General features: G+C 60.5%; 12 protein-coding genes and 1 tRNA gene. 5 read left to right on the top strand and 8 right to left on the bottom strand.

Annotated features, from left to right (window positions below; translation table 11 throughout):
* Positions 1–12 precede the first annotated feature (12 nt).
* Entirely contained in the window at positions 13–1,050 is a 1,038-nt protein-coding gene (locus EAH74_RS27865; RefSeq protein ID WP_140682856.1) for an AraC family transcriptional regulator, read from the bottom strand.
* Between the two features lie 456 nt (positions 1,051–1,506).
* Here EAH74_RS27865 and phbB point away from each other — a divergent pair, with 456 nt between their 5' ends.
* The 5 genes from phbB (at position 1,507) to EAH74_RS27840 (ending at position 7,493) form a co-directional block, all read left to right on the top strand.
* Positions 1,507–2,253 carry an acetoacetyl-CoA reductase gene (gene phbB / locus EAH74_RS27860; RefSeq protein WP_095132795.1) on the top strand — a complete coding sequence of 249 codons (747 nt, stop codon included), beginning with the start codon at positions 1,507–1,509 and terminating at the stop codon, positions 2,251–2,253.
* Positions 2,254–2,310: 57 nt separating this feature from the next.
* Complete coding sequence (locus EAH74_RS27855; RefSeq protein WP_140682853.1) at positions 2,311–3,489, top strand: acetyl-CoA C-acetyltransferase; 1,179 nt, start codon at positions 2,311–2,313, stop codon at positions 3,487–3,489.
* A 97-nt stretch (positions 3,490–3,586) separates the two neighbouring features.
* Entirely contained in the window at positions 3,587–5,290 is a 1,704-nt protein-coding gene (phaC, locus tag EAH74_RS27850; RefSeq protein WP_140682850.1) for a class I poly(R)-hydroxyalkanoic acid synthase, read from the top strand.
* A 145-nt stretch (positions 5,291–5,435) separates the two neighbouring features.
* A complete protein-coding gene (locus EAH74_RS27845) occupies positions 5,436–6,089 on the top strand; it encodes a hydrolase (RefSeq protein ID WP_140682847.1) in 654 nt (217 codons plus the stop codon).
* A gap of 63 nt (positions 6,090–6,152) precedes the next feature.
* A complete protein-coding gene (locus tag EAH74_RS27840; protein WP_140682844.1) occupies positions 6,153–7,493 on the top strand; it encodes an OprD family porin in 1,341 nt (446 codons plus the stop codon).
* Between the two features lie 6 nt (positions 7,494–7,499).
* Here the strand turns inward: EAH74_RS27840 and EAH74_RS27835 are convergent.
* The 7 genes from EAH74_RS27835 to fdnG form a co-directional block, all read right to left on the bottom strand.
* Positions 7,500–7,595: transfer RNA gene (locus EAH74_RS27835), tRNA-Sec, on the bottom strand.
* Positions 7,596–7,601: 6 nt separating this feature from the next.
* The gene (gene selB / locus EAH74_RS27830; RefSeq protein WP_140682841.1) at positions 7,602–9,509 is read right to left on the bottom strand and encodes a selenocysteine-specific translation elongation factor; all 1,908 of its coding nucleotides are present in this window, start codon (positions 9,507–9,509) and stop codon (positions 7,602–7,604) included.
* A complete protein-coding gene (gene selA, locus EAH74_RS27825; protein WP_140682838.1) occupies positions 9,506–10,930 on the bottom strand; it encodes an L-seryl-tRNA(Sec) selenium transferase in 1,425 nt (474 codons plus the stop codon). Before selA ends, selB begins: the two co-directional genes overlap by 4 nt.
* A gap of 77 nt (positions 10,931–11,007) precedes the next feature.
* Positions 11,008–11,934 carry a formate dehydrogenase accessory protein FdhE gene (fdhE, locus tag EAH74_RS27820; RefSeq protein ID WP_140682835.1) on the bottom strand — a complete coding sequence of 309 codons (927 nt, stop codon included), beginning with the start codon at positions 11,932–11,934 and terminating at the stop codon, positions 11,008–11,010.
* Between the two features lie 4 nt (positions 11,935–11,938).
* The gene (locus tag EAH74_RS27815; RefSeq protein WP_140682830.1) at positions 11,939–12,592 is read right to left on the bottom strand and encodes a formate dehydrogenase subunit gamma; all 654 of its coding nucleotides are present in this window, start codon (positions 12,590–12,592) and stop codon (positions 11,939–11,941) included.
* Positions 12,589–13,524: a formate dehydrogenase subunit beta gene (gene fdxH, locus EAH74_RS27810; protein WP_140682827.1), complete on the bottom strand. Its 936-nt coding sequence runs from the start codon at positions 13,522–13,524 to the stop codon at positions 12,589–12,591. The genes EAH74_RS27815 and fdxH overlap by 4 nt, the downstream gene beginning before the upstream one ends.
* Positions 13,525–16,590, bottom strand: coding sequence for a formate dehydrogenase-N subunit alpha (fdnG, locus tag EAH74_RS27805; protein WP_140682824.1), 3,066 nt, complete (start codon positions 16,588–16,590; stop codon positions 13,525–13,527).
* Between the last annotated feature and the right edge of the window lie 104 nt (positions 16,591–16,694).

The following is a 16,694-nucleotide window of genomic DNA, read 5'->3' as shown; positions in this document are numbered from 1 at the left end:
ACGAGGACCGCGTCAGACCGACGCGGCCTCCTTGATTTCAAACGATTCATCGGCCCGATACTGGCCGGGCGTCATGCCAAACCAGCGGCTGCAGGCTTTGTTGAAACTGCTGTGATCATGAAAACCAAGGAGATACGCGACATGCTTCATGTTGAAGTGAGAATGGCGCAGGTAGAAATCGGCCAATTGCCGGCGCACCGCGTTCTGCACGTCCTTGAATTGCGTCCCTTCCTTTTCCAGCGCGCGTTGCAGCGTCCGCTTGCTGATGTTCAATGCTGCCGCGATCGACTCCATGTCGCACTGTCCATGGTCCTGACTCAAACGCTCGGTAATCAGCGCGCGAATTCTGCTGACGATGCAAAAACCAAACAGCAGGTCCAGTTGAGCCTCCGCAAAACTGTCATGCAGCACGGCCAACGCTTCATTGGCCATGCTCAACGGACGCATCAGTTCCTGACCGTCAAACAAAATGCTGTCGTAAGGCGCGTCGAAATGCAGGTCGCAGCCAAACAGCCGACGATGCTCGGAGGTGTCTTCAGGTTCGGGATAGGTGAATCCCACGCTCAAGGGTTGCGGTGCGTTGCCGCCCGCCAGCTTGCGGCAGAAACCCAGCAATGAAGCCAGCGCTGCATCGGTGTATTGGCGAGGTTTGACCGAGCCTTTTTGTTGATGATCGAAGCCGGAAAGTCGGTAATTCTGCTGTTCCGATGTAAAGAAAAGGCTGAATCCGGTGCCAATCAACGGACTGAAACGGACCAGTCGTTCAAGGGCTTTTTTCAGATTCAGGCTGGACATCATGGTGTAGCCGACGATCTGAAAGCTGCCAGGGTGGAAACTTCCATAGGCCCTCAAGCCAATGTCCAGATCCCCCGAGGCCTGAGCGGCCAGATCCCATAGTCGATAGATAGCCCTTCGCTCGCAAAACGCTCCTGGTTTGTTCGCGAGTTTCATGTCTAGTTCAGCCTCCTGGCACAGACTGGCAACATCCAGTCCTTGAGCCAAGAGCGTATTTACCAGCACGCTGGCATAGCCTGAACTCATTCTATACATGGCGTCCTCAATGACCTGTGGAGCCGAACATCCTGTCCGGAGCCATGACTGATCTGCGATAAATCAAAATTCTAACGGGTTGTTTCGTTGCCAATATTGATCCCAGTATAGGTAATCCTCACTTTTAGCCACTATTTCAGGCCAGTCGTCGCCTCGCCGCTCACCTGTAGCAGCTGCCGAGCCCGCGAGGCTGCGTCCGAGGACGGAGTCCTCGCAATCCTGCATACGCGGTTTGGCTGAAAGACCACGGTGTCCGGTTTTACGACTGCTTCGCAGCCGAACGCAGCCTCGGCAGCTGCTACAAGAACGCGTCGAGGCGACGACAGAAAGTTCAGTTTCATTTCAGGCATGGCACCGTTGGACACCAGACCGTCACCTCTCAACACTTCCGCACACCCCGTCAATGCCGAACAATCCCCCATCTTGCAACGCAAAATACAAAAAGGAAGAAAGCATATGAAGTCGCTTGGTCGTATTGCGTTGGTCACGGGTGGTATGGGTGGGATTGGCACTGCGATAAGCCAACGCCTGTACAAGGAAGGATTCAAGGTCATCGTGGGCTGCAGCTCAGATTCCGCCCGCAAGAAAGAATGGATGGCGAGCCAACTGGAGGCGGGTTATCAATTCGAATGCATCTACGGCGACATCACCGATTGGGAATCAACGCGCAAAGCGTTCGAGATGGCACGTGAGCAATTCGGCCCGATCGATGTATTGGTCAACAACGCCGGGATCACGCGTGATGCGTCCTTTCGCAAACTGACGCCCGAAGACTGGAACGCGGTCATCGGCACCAACCTGAGCGGTCTGTTCAACACCACTAAACAGGTGATTGAAGGGATGTTGGCCAAGGGTTGGGGACGGGTCATCAACATCTCCTCGATCAACGGTCAGCGCGGCCAGTTCGGCCAGACCAACTACAGCGCGGCCAAAGCCGGCATCCATGGTTTCACCATGGCACTGGCCCGGGAAGTGTCCGGCAAGGGCGTGACCGTCAACACCGTGTCCCCAGGCTACATCCAGACCAGCATGACCGCGGCCATCCGCCCGGACATTCTCGACACCATGATCGCGGCCACACCGGTCGGGCGTCTCGGCCAACCTGAAGAAATCGCCTCCATCGTGGCCTGGCTGGCGTCCGATGAATCGGCCTATAGCACCGGGGCCGACTTCTCGGTCAACGGCGGCATGAACATGCAGTAGACCTGTCAGGGCATGGATGCCCTGCTTTCGCTCGACAAAATTTTAATGAGGTCACGCATGAACGAAGTCGTAATCGTTGCCGCTACTCGTACCGCCATTGGCAGTTTTCAAGGTGCCTTGTCCGCGATTCCAGCCACCGAGCTGGGCGCCGCAGTCATTCGCCGTTTGCTGGAAGAGACCGGTCTGGACGGCTCGCAGATCGATGAAGTGATCCTCGGCCAGGTACTCACCGCGGGCTCGGGGCAAAACCCGGCACGCCAGACGGCGATCAAGGCCGGTCTGCCCCATACCACCCCTGCCCTGACCCTGAACAAGGTCTGCGGCTCGGGCCTCAAGGCTGTCCAGCTGGCGGTCCAGGCCATCCGTTGCGGCGACGCCGAACTCATCATTGCCGGCGGCCAGGAAAACATGAGCCTGGCGCCGTATGTTCTACCCAAGACCCGCACCGGTTTGCGTCTGGGTCATGCGCAACTGCAAGACAGCGTGATTCAGGACGGTTTGTGGGACGCCTTCAACGACTACCACATGGGCATCACCGCAGAGAACCTGGCGCAGAAGTACGAACTGAGTCGCGAAGACCAGGACGCTTTCGCCGCGGCCTCGCAACAGAAAGCCGCTGCTGCCATCGAAGCGGGCTACTTCAAGCGTGAAATCACCCCGATCCTGATCCCTCAGCGCAAGGGTGAGCCGCTGGTCTTCGACACTGATGAACAGCCGCGTCCAGACAGCACACTGCAGGCGCTGGGCAACCTCAAACCCGCGTTCCAGAAAAACGGCAGCGTGACCGCCGGTAACTCGTCGACCCTCAACGACGGCGCCGCCGTACTGTTGCTGGCCAGCGCCGCCAAGGCCCAGGCCCTCGGCTTGCCGGTTCTGGCACGCATCAAGGCTTACGCCAGTGCTGGCGTGGACCCGTCGATCATGGGCATCGGCCCGGTGCCAGCCACCCGTTTGGCATTGACCAAAGCCGGCTGGAGCCTGGACGACCTCGACCTGATCGAAGCCAATGAAGCGTTCGCCGCGCAATCACTGGCCGTCGGCAAGGAACTGGGTTGGGACACCAGCAAAGTCAACGTTAACGGCGGCGCGATTGCACTCGGTCATCCGATCGGTGCATCGGGCGCGCGGATTCTGGTGTCGCTGTTGCACGAGCTGATTCGTCGCGACGGCAAAAAAGGCCTGGCCACGTTGTGCATCGGTGGCGGCCAGGGTGTCGCCCTGGTCATCGAGCGCTAGAAACACAGGAGTGTTTGCTTAAGTTGCTGACGCGGCGCCGAAGTCCGGCGCCGCGGTTTTTTTTCTGCCCGGTTTACTGATGTGGGCGAGGAGTTCCATGGACAATAACGCGCATACCTTCAACACCTTCTGGTCAGGCCAGGTTCCGTTCATTGCCTCCTTTGCAGTGCAACAACTACGTATGTGGGTCAGTAGCAATCCGTGGTTTACCGGCCAGGAATACAACGAGTGGTTTGACCTGCCGCGCGGCACCCTGGACAGCCTTCAATCGGACTACCAACAGCAATGGGGCGAACTCGGCCAGCAACTGCTGACCGGTCAGCCATTCAGCTTCGACGATCGACGTTTTGCCAGCGGCAACTGGAGCCAGCCCCTGTTCGGCTCCCTCGCCGCCTTTTATCTGCTCAACGCAGGGTTTCTGCTGAAGCTGCTGGACAAGTTGGCGATCCCGGACAAAAAACCGCGCCAGCGCCTGCTCTATCTGGTGGAACAAGCCATCGCCGCTGGCGCGCCCAGCAACTTTCTGGCGAGTAATCCCGATGCACTGCAACGTGTCGTCGATACCCAGGGAAGCAGCCTCCTCACCGGCCTGTTGCACCTGGCCAGCGACCTGCAAGAAGGCAAGATGCGTCAGTGCGACGCCGGTGCCTTCAAAGTCGGTGTCGACCTCGCCAACACCCCCGGCGAAGTGGTGTTCGAGAACGAACTCTTCCAGCTGATTCAGTATTACCCGCAAAGCGAAACCCAGTACCGGCGCCCGGTGTTTGTCGTGCCGCCGTCCATCAACAAGTACTACATTCTCGACCTGCGCCCGGACAACTCGATGGTTGCCCATCTGTTGAAACAAGGGCACCCGGTGTTTCTGATGTCGTGGCGCAACTTCGACCAGGAACACGCCGGCACCACCTGGGATGACCTGATCGAAACCGGCATCATCAAAGGCCTGCAAGTGACCCGCGAGATCAGCGGCGAACAGCGGCCCAATTGCGTCGGCTTCTGCATCGGCGGCACCTTGTTGAGTTCGGCGCTGGCCGTCCTCGCGGCGCGCGGCGACCGCGAGATTGGCAGCGTGAGCCTGTTGACCACCTTCCTCGACTACCTCGATACCGGCCCCATCGACATCTTCGTCGACGAACAATTGGTGGCCTACCGCGAGCGCACCATCGGCGGCCTGGATGGCCCCGTCGGCCTGTTCAAGGGCGAGGACATGGGCAATACCTTCTCGCTGCTGCGCCCCAACGATTTGTGGTGGAACTACAACGTCGACAAATACCTCAAGGGCCAGAAACCGATCCCCCTTGACCTGCTGTTCTGGAACAACGACAGCACCAACCTCCCGGGCCCGATGTACTGCTGGTATTTGCGCCACACCTATCTGCAGAACGACCTGAAATCCGGTGAGCTGGACTGTTGCGGGGTCAAGCTGGACCTGCGCGCCATCGATGCTCCGGCGTACATCCTCGCCACCCATGACGATCACATCGTGCCGTGGAGAAGCGCTTACGCCAGCACCGAGTTGCTCTCCGGGACCAAGCGTTTTGTCTTGGGCGCTTCGGGGCATATCGCCGGGGTGATCAACCCGCCGGCCAAGGAAAAACGCCACTACTGGACCAACAACCGGGTCACCAAGAACCCGGAAACCTGGTTCAAGAACGCCCAGCAACATTCCGGTAGCTGGTGGAATGACTGGTTCGTCTGGCTGGCTGAACAGTCCGGCGAACGCCAGCCCTCGGTGCTGCATACCGGTAACGCGCAATATCCGGCCATTGAGTCGGCGCCTGGTCGTTATGTGATGCAGTGACAAACAGCCCCGCGCCTTTACCGACAGCGCGCGGGGCCGCCCTTCAGGGTCCTCGTAAAAAAACCAAAACACAGCACATCGGCTCAATATCCCCGCCTGAATCTACGCAACCATGGCCTCCTCACTCACCCGTAAGGACATCACCATGGCCCTCGCAAAAGCTGTTCCCGGCAAAACCCTGCTGACCCCGTCCGACCACACCCTGATCATGATCGATCACCAGTCGCAGATGTCCTTTGCGACCAAGTCAATTGACGCCGTCACCCTGCGCAACAACGCTGCACTTGTGGCCAAGGCCGCGCGGGGCTTCAAGGTTTCGACCATCCTGACTACCGTCGCCGAGAAGAGCTTTTCCGGGCCGATCTTCGACGAAATCAAGTCAGTGTTCCCGGAACACAACGTCATCGACCGTACCAGCATGAACACCTGGGAAGACGAGCGCATTGCCGTCGAAGTCAACGCGTTCGGCAAACAGAAAATCGTCCTCGCCGGTCTGTGGACCTCTGTGTGCATCGTGGGTCCGGCACTGTCGGCCATCGACCAGGGTTTCGAAGTTTACGTGATTGCCGATGCCTGCGGCGACGTCACCACCGAAGCCCATGAAATGGCGATGCAGCGCATGATCCAGCTCGGTGCCCGCCCCATGACATCCCTGCAATACCTGCTTGAACTGCAGCGTGACTGGGCTCGCAGCGAGACTTACGAAGAAACCGTGAAAACCTCGATTGCCAATGGCGGTGCCTACGGTCTGGGCCTGATCTATGCCAAGACCATGTTCGGTGCCTCGGAAGGCCATTAAGCGCCGTCTAAAAACAAGCGACTTCAGACATTCTGGAGTCGCTGTCCACGTGATGAATAAGCCATGAAGCTTTGCGCGCAAGACCTGAAACTCGCGCTGCCGTTCTGGGTGTCAGTGCTGTTCGCGGGCTCGGCCGGGGCAGCTCTGGCTGACGAATCGACGCAACCCCCCCAGGGCTTTCTGGACGGTGCATCGTTGTCGGTGCTCAGTCGAAATTTCTACCTCAACAGTGACTATCGGTCACCCTCGCCTGCGGGAAAAAACTATAAACAGGAGTGGGCTCAAGGCTTTATCGGTGCTTTTGAATCCGGATTCACACCCGGTACATTTGGATTTGGCCTGGATGCCCATGGGTTTCTGGGGCTCAAGCTCGATGGCGGCAAGGGCCATTCCGGGACAGGACTGCTACCCGTGGATGCTGATGGCCGCAGTGAAGACAACTACTCCAGCGGCGGCGCGGCGTTGAAAATCAAGGCCTCCCGAACCACAGTGGCCTTCGGTGAAATGATGGTGGAAACCCCGGTGTTCGACACCGCAGACAAACGCCTGCAACCGGAGTACGCCACAGGTTTTTTGCTCAACAGCCGTGAAATCGACGGTATGAATCTGGTGGCCGGTCACTTCACCGCGTTCAAGAACCAGGACAGTTCTTCGAGCAAGGACGACTTTTACGGCTACGGCGCCAACACCGAGGCGGGTGGTATCTCGTTTCTCGGCGCTGACCTGTTCACCCAGAGTCCCGTCGGCGGAGCGCTCTACGCTTCCGAGCTGACCGACACCTGGCATCAGTACTACGGCAACCTGCACCTGAAACAATCCGGCATGTTCCTCGATGCCAATGTCTATCACACGCAGGACACCGGCCAGGCGTTGGCCGGCGCCATCGACAACACGGCATTCAGCCTGTCGGGCAAATACACTCACGACGCCCACGCGTTTACGCTGGCTTATCAAAAAATCAATGGCGACACGCCCTTCGATTTCGTCGGTGGCGACTCCATCTACCTCGCCAACTCGATCAAGTACGCGGACTTCAACGGCGCCCATGAACGTTCCTGGCAAGCACGCTATGACCTTGACCTTGGCCCCTACGGGATTCCCGGGCTGAACTTCATGACCCGTTATGTGAAAGGCAGCCAGATCGACGGCACCCATGCGCCCAAGGGTGGAGCCTACAACCCGTTCGACGAGACGCTCGGTGAGTACGTCCCTCAACAAGGGGACGGCGGACGGCATTGGGAGCGGGACATAGACCTGCGCTACATCGTGCAATCGGGATCGGCGAAGGGCTTGTCCCTGCAACTGTCCCATGTGTCGCATCGCGCCAACAGCGCACAGGCCGGCGATGATATCGACAGGATCTACGTCGTTATCCAGTACCCGTTGACCTTCGGGCACTTTTGACAAAAATGGCGGAAGGCAGCCGGAGTCGAACCTGCCCGGGAACGGATGCCGTCCCCAACCGGGTTTGAAGCCCGGCCGCGCCACCGGGCGCGATTGCCTTCCTTGAAATCAGTGATCGGTGCGTTGGGCCAAGGCATTGTCGAGGCGGATATGGCGCTTGTCGCCAAACCGTCGCGTCAGGCCGATCCGGTCGAAGTATTCGAGAATCTGGATGCTGCGCTTGCGCCCCAGGCCCACTGCATCACGAAACGCCGTGACCTGAATCACCGGGTTTTGCGCGGCCAGTTGCACAAGCATAGCCGCCAATCGGCGGATCATCGTGTCGGTGTAGAACAGGTCACGGACGACTTGATGCACCAGTCCCAACCTCGCCATTTTGCACAGCAGCAAGCGCACGGCCGCCTCGTCATGGCCCAGGTCGCGCACCCACGGCGGATCAAAACCAGCCTGTTCGAACAACGGTTGCAAGTGTTGCCACAGGGCTTCGTCGTCTTCGCTCAAACGCACTTGATGATCGGGCAAATGCAACCATGGCCCGCTGGCGGCAATGGCACCGCTGGCGAGTAATTCGTCGAGCAGACTGATGAACGTCGCACGATCCAGCGCGGTGCCGGTGAACCGCCGCAGGCGATCCCGGTCCGGGCCCATTTGATCCGGTTCCAGCTGGTGAAAATGTGCGAGGTGTTCCAGCAACGGTACTTTCAGTGCTTCCCAGCGGGCGGCACTGAACAGCAACGGGCCTTGGCGGGTGTCGATCAGGCGCACGTCCTCAGGCAAAACCCACGTGTTGCGGGGGCGATTGAACTGACGTTCCAGACGCTGTGGGTCGAGCCCGGTGTCGCTGTTGGCCAATAATGCCGGCAGGCTGTCTTCCAACTGATTGCCTGTGGCGAGGGCGTGGAGCTGCGCCAGTCGCTCGGGGCTTCGGCGTTGTCGGGTCGGAGCAAACGGGTCGAGCACCCGCGCGCCCCCGAGGGTGCGTTGGGCGCTCTGATCACGCAGGATCATCGGATCGCCCTTAACGGCCTGCACAGGCGCATTCAACAGCAGTTGCGCGAACATCCGTTCACCCGGCGCCAGGCTGGAGCCTTCCAGCAATGCCACCCGCCCGGTCACGTCTTGAGTCCCCACGTGAACGTGCACGGGTTGAAAGTGCTCGAAGGCTTTGGCTTCGCTGGCTAACAATTGCAGGTCGACATCCACTCGCTGGGTCGGCGCGTACAGCCACTCGGCCAGCAACCAGTGGCCGCGATGAATCTGCTCCAGGGCCAAGCGTTCGGCACTCAGGTTCAATGCGACTCGCTGTCCGGCCATTGCAATCTCGGCAGCCTGATTCTGCGCATGCAGGCCGCGCACGCGCACGAGTTTGCCCTGCGGGCCGAGTGCCAGCGTATCGCCCACCGCCACCAGGCCGGACAACGCAGTGCCAGTCACCACAATGCCGACGCCGGCCACGCTGAAGGCACGATCAATCGCCAGGCGGAAACCGCCGGTGGTGTTGCGTTGAAGGACTTCACGTTGCGCCGTAAGCAAGGCTTGTCGCAGCGTCTCAACGCCCTCCCCGGTCACACTCGACAGCGCAATCTGCGGCGCGGTTGCATAAGGCCCCGGGGCCAGCAATGTCTGGATCTGTTCGCGAACGACTTGCACTCTGGACGGTTCGACGCGGTCGCATTTGGTGATCGCCACCAGCGCCCGAGGGATGCCCAGCAGTTCAACGATGGCCAGGTGTTCGCGGGTCTGGGGCATGACGCCATCGTCGGCCGCGACCACCAGCAACACCAGATCAATGCCCTGAGCGCCCGCCAGCATGTTGTGGGTGAAGCGCTCATGACCGGGCACGTCGATAAAACCGGTCAGGGCCGCTTGCGGTTCCAGCGCCGCGTAAAGGTAGCCGAGGTCGATGGTCATGCCGCGTTCACGTTCTTCCCGGCGACGGTCGCCGGCCTGGCCGGTCAGTGCCTGGAGCAAGGAAGTCTTGCCGTGGTCGATGTGCCCTGCGGTGCCGACGATCACTCTACGGCTCCTGCAATTTGATCGAGTTGAGCCAGCCACGCCGGCTCATCGTCCAGTTGCCGCAGATCCAGCCACAGCGCATCGTCATCAATGCGCCCGAGCACCGGAATCGGCAATGCACGCAGGGCCGCTTCCAGATCGTGCAGCTGCCGTCCGCGAAGACGTTTGGACGCGTGCGGTCGCAGGCACAAAGCCGCACTCGGCAAGCGCGCCACCGGTTGGCTGCCGCTGCCAATCATGCCCAGCGCCGGTACTGCGCTGACGCTCCAGCCATCGCCCAGGACTTTGGCCAGCGAGGGTTGCAGGCGCTCAGCCTGGGCGAGGATATCCGCCTGGGGTCGGGTCAGCAGGCGCAAACTCGGCAGCCGCTCGGCCAGTCGATCAGGATCGCGGTACAGACCCAACACCGCTTCGAGGGCGGCCAGGGTCAGTTTGTCGACCCGCAAGGCGCGTTTGAGTGGATTCTTCTTGATCTTCTCGATCAGGTCTTTGCGGCCGACAATCAACCCGGCCTGGGGGCCACCCAGTAGTTTGTCGCCACTGAAGGTGACGATGTCCGCGCCATCGCTCAGCGCCTGGCGCACCGTCGGTTCGGCGGGCAAGCCCCAGCGCGTAAGATCCAGCAGGCTGCCGCTGCCGAGGTCTTCAAGCAATGGCAAACCGTGTTTATGTGCAAGTTGCGCCAACTCGGCGGTCGGCACCCGAGCGGTGAAGCCTTCGATGTTGTAGTTGCTCGCATGGACGCGCATCACCAAGCCGCTACGGGGGCCGATGGCCGCCTCGTAATCGCGGGCATGGGTGCGATTGGTGGTGCCGACTTCGTGGAGCCTGACCCCGGCTCTGGCCATGATGTCGGGAATGCGGAAGGCGCCGCCAATCTCGATCAATTCGCCCCGGGAAATGATGCCTTCCTTGCGCGCGCCCAGGCTGTTGAGCGTCAGCAACACCGCAGCGGCGTTGTTGTTGACCACCGTCACCGCCTCGGCGCCGGTCAGCTCGCGGATCAGGCCTTCGATCAGGTCATCACGGTCGCCGCGCTTGCCGCTGTGCAGGTCGAATTCCAGATTCAGCGGATAACGGGCCGCCCTCTGCACTGCGTCGATGGCTTCCTCCGGCAACAACGCTCGCCCCAGATTGGTGTGCAGCACCGTGCCAGTGAGATTGAACACACGGCGCACGTTGCTGCGATGCTGAGTGGCCAAGCGTTCACCCGCCCTGCCCGCTAACGCTTCAGGCGCGATTTCAATGGCGTCGAGTTGCCCTGAAAGCACCTGTTCACGCAAGTCATCGAGCAATTGGCGCAGATTGGCCAACAATGCGTCACGCCCATAACGCTCGGCCAGTGGTTGGCAGGCGGGATGGCGCAACAGACTGTCGATGGAAGGCAGCCGCAGCGCCTGGCTGGCGGGTCTGTTGGACATCAGGCGCTCCTGAATACGAATGACCGTAGCGCCTGAGTGTAGCCGCTGAGTTTAAAGGAAGAGCTCAAAGGGGGAGCTCAGTCACCTCCCGGTGCCAGCAACAGATTAGGCGCCGGACGCTGGTAGCCTTCCTGCTCCAGACGCATGTCCAGCAGCAGGCTGGTCAGGTCCGTCGAGAGCGCTTCGGCCTCGGCGTCGTTTTCCAGGTAAAGCAGTTTCAGGTAGCTGCGGCAGCCAGGGCAGACCTCCGCGCGTATGGGGGCCTGATTGGCGGCGTGGCGGTCGTCATCGAGGCTGACGTATTCAAGGCCTTTGCTTTGTTCGCAATACACGCATTTGACCCGCACCACATGCCATTCGCAGGCACACAGCGAGCACACCAGATACCGCAAGCCGTTGTACTTGCCGCGATGGCGAATCACGCCGGCCATGGCCGGCGAACCACAGGCCGGGCACTGGCTGAGACTGTCGCCGGGTTTCAGCGCAAGGTCCGCTGTACTCAGCAACCAATCACTCCAGGCCACCTGTAACGCCGCGCCGAGAAACGGCACCACGGCGGCGGGCAGCAAAGTGAACTGGCCGCTGACCAGCGCAATCGCCCAGGCTTTGAGTTGCCCGACGTTGGCGCTGCGCAAGGTCGCCACGGCTTTTTCCACGGCAGGTTGCGGCGGTGGCTGGTAACGCTGCAACAGGGCTTCGAGGTACGGCAGCCAATGGCCTTCGCGCACCAGACTGTCAGCGGCGAACGGCGGCAAGCCGTGTTGCTGGCACACTCGCAGGTGTTCGGCATCGGGCATGGCGGCCACGGGTGGATCGTCCATCAGACCCTGCTGCACGTGGCAAAGCCCGGTCATCAGCCGCAGGTAATCGGCCAGTGGATGGCCGTCGACCAGACGCTCCAGGCGCAAGGCGCGCAAGGTGAACAGGTTTTTCGGTGGCAGGTGCAGAAACGGCGGAGAACTCGCCGCCGCTTCGATCTCGCCAGGCTCAAGAATCGTCGCCAAGGGGTTATCCTTTTTTGCTGATCGGCCGTTCGGGGTGCTCGTCGCGAGTCACTTCGCGGTACCAGAGTTCATGGTGTTTCCTCGCCCAGGCGCGACTGACCCAGCCATGCGTCATGGCGCTGACCGAACCCTTGATCCAGATGCCGGCGTAGATGTGCACGATGATGCTCAGCACCAGCACAAAACCGGCCAACGCATGCAGCAGCATGGCCCAGCGGATGCTGGTGATGCCGAAGTAATCGCTGAAGTACGCACGCCAGATCACCAACCCGCTGAACAGCAATACCAGCATGCACAGCAGCAATGTCCAGAACAGCAGCTTCTGCCCCGGGTTGTATTTGCCGATGGGCGGCACGCCCTCCTCCTCATTCTTGATCACCCGCCCGACACGCCTCAGCCACAGCCGATCGTTGGTGATAAAGAAGTTCGCCCGGAAGAATTGAATCACCAATCCCAGAAACAGGACGAACATCACCACGCCCATGAACGGATGCAGGATGCGCGTCCACGGGCCGCCGCCAAACAGGTTGCTGAGCCAGAACAGCGCCGGGTGGAACAACGCCAGCCCCGACAGTGCCGTCATGAAGAAAAAGATCGCCACCAGCCAGTGATTGGTGCGCTGGTTCGAGGTGTAGCGCAGGATCTGTCTGCGGATCATGGTCTGTCCTCCCCGCGCGGATCAAAGGTGTGTACCGACGGATCGACTTCATGCACTGCAGGATCGACAGTGGACGGGAGTTCATCCTCCTCGACCAGTTGCGGCCCGACCCGCACATAGTGGAAGAACCCGGCCAGCACGGCCAAGCCCATGGCCAGCAAGCCCAACGGTTTACTCACGCCTTTCCACAACTCCACCAGCGGACTGATGGTCGGAGCGTTCGGCAGGCCGGCATACAACTTCGGCGTGTCGGCGTGGTGCAGCACGTACATCACGTGGGTGCCGCCGACACCTTCGGGGTCATACAGGCCAGCGTTGTCGAAGCCACGACTCTTGAGGTCGACGATGCGCTCCGCTGCATGTTCCTTCATGTCTTCCTTGGTGCCGAACACGATGGCGCCGGTCGGGCAGGTTTTGACGCAGGCCGGCTCCAGCCCCACCGCCACTCGGTCCGAGCACAGTGTGCATTTGTAGGCCTTGTGATCCTTCTGCGAGATTCGCGGGATATTGAACGGGCATCCGGTGATGCAATACCCGCAGCCGATGCAATGGTCCTGGTCGAAATCGACGATGCCATTGGCATGCTTGATGATCGCCCCCGGGCTCGGGCACGCCGCCAGGCAACCGGGCTCGGCGCAGTGCATGCAGCCGTCCTTGCGAATCAGCCACTCCAGATTGCCAGCGTCGGTTTCATGCTCGGTGAAGCGCATCAAGGTCCAGGTTTCTGCGGTCAGGTCCTGTGGGTTGTCGTAGGTGCCGAGGTTGTGACCGACCTCGTCGCGCAGCTCGTTCCATTCCGAGCAGGCGACTTGGCAAGCCTTGCAGCCGATGCACTTGGTGGTGTCGATCAGCTTGGCCACTTCCTCTTGATTGCGTACCGAGGACGGGACGGTCGTGGTGGCCGAACGGGCGATGATGTCTTGGCTGGCCATTTAGACTTTCTCCACGTTGACCAGGAATGACTTGGATTCCGGGGTCTGAGTGTTGCCATCGCCGAGGAACGGCACCAGGGTGTTGGTCAGGTAACCGTGGCGCGTGAGCCCGGTAAAGCCCCAGTGCAGCGGGATACCGATCTGGTGCACCACCTGATTGTTGACCTGCAGCGGACGAATCCGCTTGGTTACCACCGCCACCGCTTCTATATGTCCGCGCTTGGAACTGACACGGACCCGGTCGCCGGCCACGATGCCTTTTTCCTTGGCCAGCACTTCACCGATCTCGACGAACTGCTCGGGTTGGGCAATCGCGTTGAGCTTGCAATGCTTGCTCCAGAAGTGGAAATGCTCGGTCAGCCGGTAGCTGGTCGCGGCATACGGATAGTCCTTGGCCACGCCGAGGGAATCCCACACCGAATCGAAGATCCGCGCCGCCGGGTTGCTGGTGGCTTTCTTGTTTTGCGGGTGCAGCGGGTTGATGCCGATCGGCGTTTCGAACGGTTCATAGTGCTCGGGGAAAGGTCCTTCGTTCATCTTGTCGACGGCAAAGAACCGCGCCACGCCTTCGGGGTTCATGATGAACGGATTCATCCCGGCTTCCGGTGGCGAGTCGGCCTTGAAGTCCGGCACATCGGTGCCAGCCCAGACTTTGCCGTTCCACCACACCAGACGTTTTTTCTCGTCCCACGGCTTGCCTTGTGGGTCGCACGAAGCGCGGTTGTAGAGAATCCGCCGGTTCGCCGGCCAGGCCCAGGCCCAGCCCTGGTGTTGCTTCATGCCATACGGATCGCTGTTGTCGCGCCGGGCCATCTGGTTGCCCGCCTCAGTCCAGCTGCCACAGAAAATCCAGCAACCGGAAGCCGTACTGCCGTCGTCCTTGAGCTGGCCGAAACCGGCCAGTTGCGCGTTGCCCTTGATCGCCGCGCCGGTAGCGTCGGTGAAGTCGGTGGTGGCATAGCCGTTGATTTCCTTGGCCAGTTCTTCCGGCGAAGGCTCCTCCGCAATTTTGTACGGCCAGGACAGTTTGAGGATCGGCTCGGCATAAGCGCCGCCGTTGGCCTGGTAACGCTGACGCAGACGGATAAACAGCTCGCTCATGATCCGCACATCGGTGCGCGCTTCGCCAGGGCCATCGGCGCCTTTCCAATGCCATTGCAGCCAGCGGCTGCTGTTGACCAGCGAGCCGTCTTCTTCGGCGAAACAGGTGGTGGGCAGGCGAATCACTTCGGTCTGGATGCCGGCAGTTTCGACATCGTTGTACGGCCCGACATTGCGCCAGAACTCCGAGGTCTCGGTGGACAGCGGGTCCATCACCACCAGCCACTTGAGCTTGGCCAGCGCCGCCATCACCCGGTTTTTGTCAGGCAACGCGGCGATGGGGTTGAAGCCCTGGCACATGTAGCCGTTGACCTTGCCCTGGCCCATCAGGTCGAACACTTTGAGGATGTCGTAGTTCGGGATGTCCAATTTTGGCAGATAGTCATACGCCCAACGGTTTTCGAGCGTGGCATTCGCGCCGTACCAGGCTTTCATCAGGCTGACGTGGAACTTGCCGTAGTTCTGCCAGTAGGACAGCTGCCCCGGACGCAACGGCATTTGCGTGCGCTTGGTGATGTAGGCGGTGTAATCCTGCTCGGCGTCGCCCGGCAAGGTCAGGTAGCCCGGCAGCGCATTGGACAGCAAACCGAGGTCAGTCAGCCCCTGAATGTTGGAGTGCCCACGCAAGGCATTGACGCCCCCGCCCGGCATGCCGACGTTGCCCAGCAGCAATTGCACCATGGCCGCGCTGCGAATGATCTGTGAACCGATCGAGTGCTGCGTCCAGCCCAGCGCGTAGAGAATCGTCATGGTCTTGCCCGGTTGCGAGCACGTGGCGATTTCTTCCCAGATCTTCTGCATGGCATCCACCGGCATGCCGCAAATCTGGCTCGCCAGTTCGATGTTGTAGCGGCTGTAATGGGTCTTCATCAATTGATAGACGCAATGTGGGTCTTGCAGGGTCGGGTCGACCTTGACGAAGCCGTCTTCACCGAGTTCATAACCCCAGCCGGACTTGTCCGTGTAGCTGCGTTTGGCCGCGTCGTAGCCGCTGAATATTCCATCCTCGAAGCCATAACCGGCTTTGACGATGAACGACACGTCGGTGTAATTGCGCACGTACTCGTGCTGGATTTTGTCCTCAGTCAGCAGGTAGTTGATCAGCCCGCCCATGAAAGCGATGTCGGTGCCGGTGCGAATCGGCGCGTAATAGTCGGCCACCGAGGCGGTCCGGGTAAAACGCGGATCGACCACGATCAAGCGGGCCTTGTTGTGCGCCTTGGCTTCGGTCACCCATTTGAAGCCGCACGGGTGCGCTTCTGCTGCGTTGCCGCCCATTACCAGGATCAGATTCGCGTTACCGATATCGGTCCAGGTATTGGTCATGGCACCACGGCCGTACGTCGGGGCAAGACTTGCCACCGTCGGGCCGTGTCAGACACGCGCCTGGTTATCGAACCCCAGCATGCCGAGACTGCGAACGACCTTATGGGTGATGTAGCCCGCTTCGTTGGACGCCGCCGAGGCCGCGAGGAACCCGGTGGTCACCCAGCGGTTTACCGTTTGGCCCTTTTCATTCTTCTCGATGAAGTTGGCGTCGCGGTCGGCCTTCATCAGGTCGGCGACGCGATCCAGTGCTTCATCCCAGGAGATACGCGTCCACTCGGTGGTGCCGGGTTTGCGCACCTGTGGATATTGCAGGCGACCGGGGCTGTGAATGAAGTCCAGCAGGCCTGCGCCTTTGGGGCACAGGGTGCCGCGGTTGACCGGGTGGTCGGCATCGCCTTCGATGTGGATGATGTTTTGCGCGACGTTCTTGGCGGCATCGCCCTGGCTGTACATGATCACGCCGCAGCCGACCGAGCAGTACGGGCAGGTGTTGCGGGTTTCATGGGTGTGGGCAAGCTTGAAGTGGCGCACCTGCTCGGCGAAGGCAGTCGCGGGGGCCATGCCCAGCGCGCCGAGGCTCGAGCCCGCAAGGCCGATACCAGCGACCTTGAAGAACTGACGACGGTTGAGGTCCATCGTGCACTCCTGTCAGGTGGAGACCCGGTACTTTTGCCGGGTTTTTCTGGACAATCATGGTTGCGGCAGTCTGGCTGCCGACACTTGAAACTGTAGACAATGTT

The organism is Pseudomonas mandelii, assembly GCF_006438925.1.
GTDB lineage: Bacteria > Pseudomonadota > Gammaproteobacteria > Pseudomonadales > Pseudomonadaceae > Aquipseudomonas > Aquipseudomonas mandelii_C.
This window is presented reverse-complemented; position numbering and strand designations above follow the sequence as displayed.

Coding starts and splice junctions, on each gene's coding strand:
- EAH74_RS27845 (WP_140682847.1), top strand. CDS start 5,436: ATGGCCCTCGCAAAAGCTGTTCCCGGCAAAACCCTGCTGACCCCGTCC.
- EAH74_RS27815 (WP_140682830.1), bottom strand. CDS start 12,592: ATGATCCGCAGACAGATCCTGCGCTACACCTCGAACCAGCGCACCAAT.
- phaC (WP_140682850.1), top strand. CDS start 3,587: ATGGACAATAACGCGCATACCTTCAACACCTTCTGGTCAGGCCAGGTT.
- selA (WP_140682838.1), bottom strand. CDS start 10,930: ATGTCCAACAGACCCGCCAGCCAGGCGCTGCGGCTGCCTTCCATCGAC.
- fdxH (WP_140682827.1), bottom strand. CDS start 13,524: ATGGCCAGCCAAGACATCATCGCCCGTTCGGCCACCACGACCGTCCCG.
- EAH74_RS27855 (WP_140682853.1), top strand. CDS start 2,311: ATGAACGAAGTCGTAATCGTTGCCGCTACTCGTACCGCCATTGGCAGT.
- EAH74_RS27840 (WP_140682844.1), top strand. CDS start 6,153: ATGAAGCTTTGCGCGCAAGACCTGAAACTCGCGCTGCCGTTCTGGGTG.
- EAH74_RS27865 (WP_140682856.1), bottom strand. CDS start 1,050: ATGTATAGAATGAGTTCAGGCTATGCCAGCGTGCTGGTAAATACGCTC.
- phbB (WP_095132795.1), top strand. CDS start 1,507: ATGAAGTCGCTTGGTCGTATTGCGTTGGTCACGGGTGGTATGGGTGGG.